The sequence below is a fragment of the Streptococcus danieliae genome (assembly GCF_013415245.1).
Classification (GTDB): domain Bacteria; phylum Bacillota; class Bacilli; order Lactobacillales; family Streptococcaceae; genus Streptococcus; species Streptococcus danieliae_A.
This window is the reverse complement of the sequence record NZ_JACBXX010000057.1, coordinates 1-3,239: the sequence shown is the minus strand read 5'-3', so window position 1 is coordinate 3,239 and position 3,239 is coordinate 1. Positions and strand designations below refer to the sequence as shown.

At 45.5% G+C, this 3,239-nt stretch carries 4 protein-coding genes; all 4 read right to left on the bottom strand.

What is annotated here, in order from left to right; all coding sequences use genetic code 11:
- Window positions 1-192: 192 nt before the first annotated feature.
- Entirely contained in the window at window positions 193-1,107 is a 915-nt protein-coding gene (locus HZY94_RS01560) for a pseudouridine-5'-phosphate glycosidase (protein WP_179924736.1), read from the bottom strand.
- On the bottom strand, window positions 1,091-2,209 hold the full coding sequence (locus HZY94_RS01555; protein WP_179924735.1) for a carbohydrate kinase: 1,119 nt from the start codon (window positions 2,207-2,209) through the stop codon (window positions 1,091-1,093). Before HZY94_RS01555 ends, HZY94_RS01560 begins: the two co-directional genes overlap by 17 nt.
- A gap of 165 nt (window positions 2,210-2,374) precedes the next feature.
- The gene (locus HZY94_RS01550) at window positions 2,375-2,599 is read right to left on the bottom strand and encodes a hypothetical protein (protein WP_179924734.1); all 225 of its coding nucleotides are present in this window, start codon (window positions 2,597-2,599) and stop codon (window positions 2,375-2,377) included.
- 6 nt (window positions 2,600-2,605) lie between these two features.
- Complete coding sequence (locus tag HZY94_RS01545) at window positions 2,606-3,208, bottom strand: MurR/RpiR family transcriptional regulator (RefSeq protein WP_179924733.1); 603 nt, start codon at window positions 3,206-3,208, stop codon at window positions 2,606-2,608.
- Between the last annotated feature and the right edge of the window lie 31 nt (window positions 3,209-3,239).

Sequence of the window (3,239 nt, the reverse complement as noted above, 5' to 3'; positions counted from 1 at the left end):
AAAAATAGAGGTTCTAGAGGACTATTTGCCATGGTCTGAAATCATACAGAAGAATTGTCAATAAAAAAGGTTCCCGAGTCAATCAACTCTGGAACCTTTTTCATATACTTGGTTATAGCGCGCTTACAAAAGAGCAAGCCGACCAGCTTGCTCTTTTATCACTTTCCTCCGATTCTCTTATAGAGAGTCCCTTTAGTTTAATTCACTATAAGCCTTGGCGATTCGTGCGCCAACCTTGGCATTGTTATAAACCAACTGAATGTTGGCTTTCAAACTCTCACCACCGGTCAACTCAACAATTTTCCCTAAGAGGAAAGGTGTCATGTCTTTACCAGTGATACCTGCTTTTTCAGCTTCAACAACTGCTTGCGCAATAATCTCATCAATATAGGCTGCATCCAATTCATGTTCCGTTGGGATTGGATTCACCACCAAGCTACCTGCACTTAGACCAAGCTCATGGCTGACCTTGTCCATTTGTGCAATTTCTTCCACAGACTCCACGCGGCTGTTTAATTTGTAAGGCGATTTGCTGGTGTAGAAGGCTGGTAGGACATCTGTCTGGTAGCCCAAAACAGGGACACCTTTAGTTTCCAAATACTCCAAGGTTCTTGGCAAATCCAAAATAGACTTGGCACCTGCACAGATAACTGTTACCGGCGTCTGAGCCAATTCTTCCAAATCAGCAGATACATCCATGGTTTCTTCGTAGCCACGGTGAACACCACCAATTCCTCCGGTTACAAAGTAAGGAATCCCTGCTAAGTGAGCCCCAATCATGGTCGTCGCTACTGTAGTAGCTCCGATTTTCTTTTGCGCGAGGATTAGCGCCAAATCCCGTCGGGATACCTTGGCTACATCCTTTTCAGTTGCCAAGCGCTCCAAATCTGCCGCGCTAAGACCAATTTTGTATTTTCCATCCATAATAGCGATGGTCGCAGGAACTGCTCCTTCTTCCCGGATAATGGACTCAACCGTCTGAGCCATCTCCACATTTTGAGGATACGGCATACCATGTGAAATAATGGTGGATTCAAGAGCCACAACTGGCTTGCCTTCTGCTAGGGCTTGTGCAACTTCAGGGGCAATATCAAGATACTGTTTCATTGGTAAAAAGTTCCTTTCTTTCTTTGGCAAGACGCTCCTTGGACAAGGTTGGACGAACCGTATCCTGGGAGCTAATCGTATAGTAAGAATTGGTTAAACCCAATTGCAAGGTTTCCTGAATGGCCAAACCATTCAACCAACCATAAATAACACCTGAGGCCAAGGCATCACCGGCCCCCGTCGCGTCCACAACCTGCTCCAATTTAACCGGTTGTAACTCCAGATAGGTCCCGTCTTGATGGGCATAAACCATGGTATCAACTCCATCCGTAATCAAGACCTGCTTGAGCCCATGCCCCAGCCAGGCCTGGGTCAAATCTTTTTTGCTGACACCATCACCCAACTGCAAGTCTAAATAGGCCTCCGACTCATCCAGATTGACAATCAGCCACTCCACACCTGTCAGGTCTTGAGGGAGGTGTTTCATCTTAGGCGCCGATACCGGGACCACCGCCAACTGCAAGCCATGCTCCCGCGCCAATTGAATCAGGTAATCTAGACTCTCCTTAGGAAGATTCAAATCCGCGACAATCCCTTTCGCATCCAGTAGCAAATTTTCATATTTGGACAACCAAGAAGGGGTCATCTCATCGCAAATGGTCATATTAGCCAGCGCTAAGGTCATATCCCCGTCCTCATCCAGGATAGCCACATAGGAACTGGTTGGATGGTGACTCTGCTTTTCGACATACTTGAGATTGACATAGGACTGGGTCAACGCCTTTAACTGCTCCCCATCGTGGTCATCTCCTACCAGAGATAGCAGTAAAACATCCTCCTCTAAACGGCCCAAGTTTTCCGCTATATTGCGACCAACCCCGCCGACCGAGAGACTAGCTCCCACCGGATTAGAAGTCCCCATCTGCAGTCTTTCCCTAGCGTAAAACTTGCGATCCAAGTTCATCCCACCAATACAGACAACCGACTTCGAATCCTCTAGGATATAAGCCCGACCACGGAGATAATTTTTTTGAACCAAACTGGAAATCAGATTGGCAACCGTAGACCGAGAATAACCCACTTGATTAGCCAATTCCTGCTGAGATTGGTAGGGATCCTGGCGGATCAAATCCAAAATCTCTCGCTCACGCTCTGTTAACACAAGCCTCTCCCCCTTTCAAAAACACTTGTCACAAACAAAACAATTGTTTTTAACAAGTTCATTATAAACCATCCCCATTCACAAAGCAAGTAATTTGCTAAAAAAACAGGTATGAAAAAAGTTCCAAATATTTTCATGGTATTTGGAACTTTTTCTGATATATTTTCAAACCTTCTTCTTATCCGACCGCCCATTAATCAAGGACCGCTCATAAGATTCCTGTTTTTGCTCCTTGGAACCGTGGTCCATAAAATAAGCAAAAACAATATCTAAGGCAAAGGACAAAGGCAACTGGGGAGAAATCCGATTTCCGTAATTTAAATGCCTCGTTGAGGCCACCCTCAAGGTACAATCAATATAATCTAATCCCTTATCCTGAGTCGTAATCAAGCAGGTTCACGCGCCCTTCTCACTAGCCTTTCGTAGGGAATCCAAAACCGACTGGGTTTCACTAGAGACCGACAAACCAATCACCAAACAGCTAGCATCAATCACCCCATCCACCCAGTGCAACATATCATCATTGGTTACAGCTTCAGAAACCAAACCCAACCTTAAAAAGCGAATACTGTATTCCTGGGCTACCAAACCAGAAAAACCCTTGCCATAAAAATAGACACGCTTGGCTTGCTCTAGCTGCTCCATCAGCCAATGGATATGAGCTTCTACCAACAACGCTTGATTGGCATCCAGGATCTGCTCATAATCCGCCAAAACATTTAAGGCCTTGTCTGACAAGCCCGGATGCACCTCCCCTTGCATCTGGGCTAGCTGTTCCTTCAACTGGTAGGAAAATTCTCGATAACCTGAAAAGCCACATTTTTGAGCAAAGCGTGTCAGAGTCGCTTCCGAAACATGCAGATAGTCCGATAAACGGTTGGCGACCAAAGAAACGGTCGGGGGGAAGGAACCGAGAAAAAAATCCGCAATATCTTTTTCAGTCCGTGTCAGCTCATCGTAATGCTCCTCAATCATGGCACGAATGAATAAATACCTCACCGTCTACCTCCTATATTGTATTATATATAGT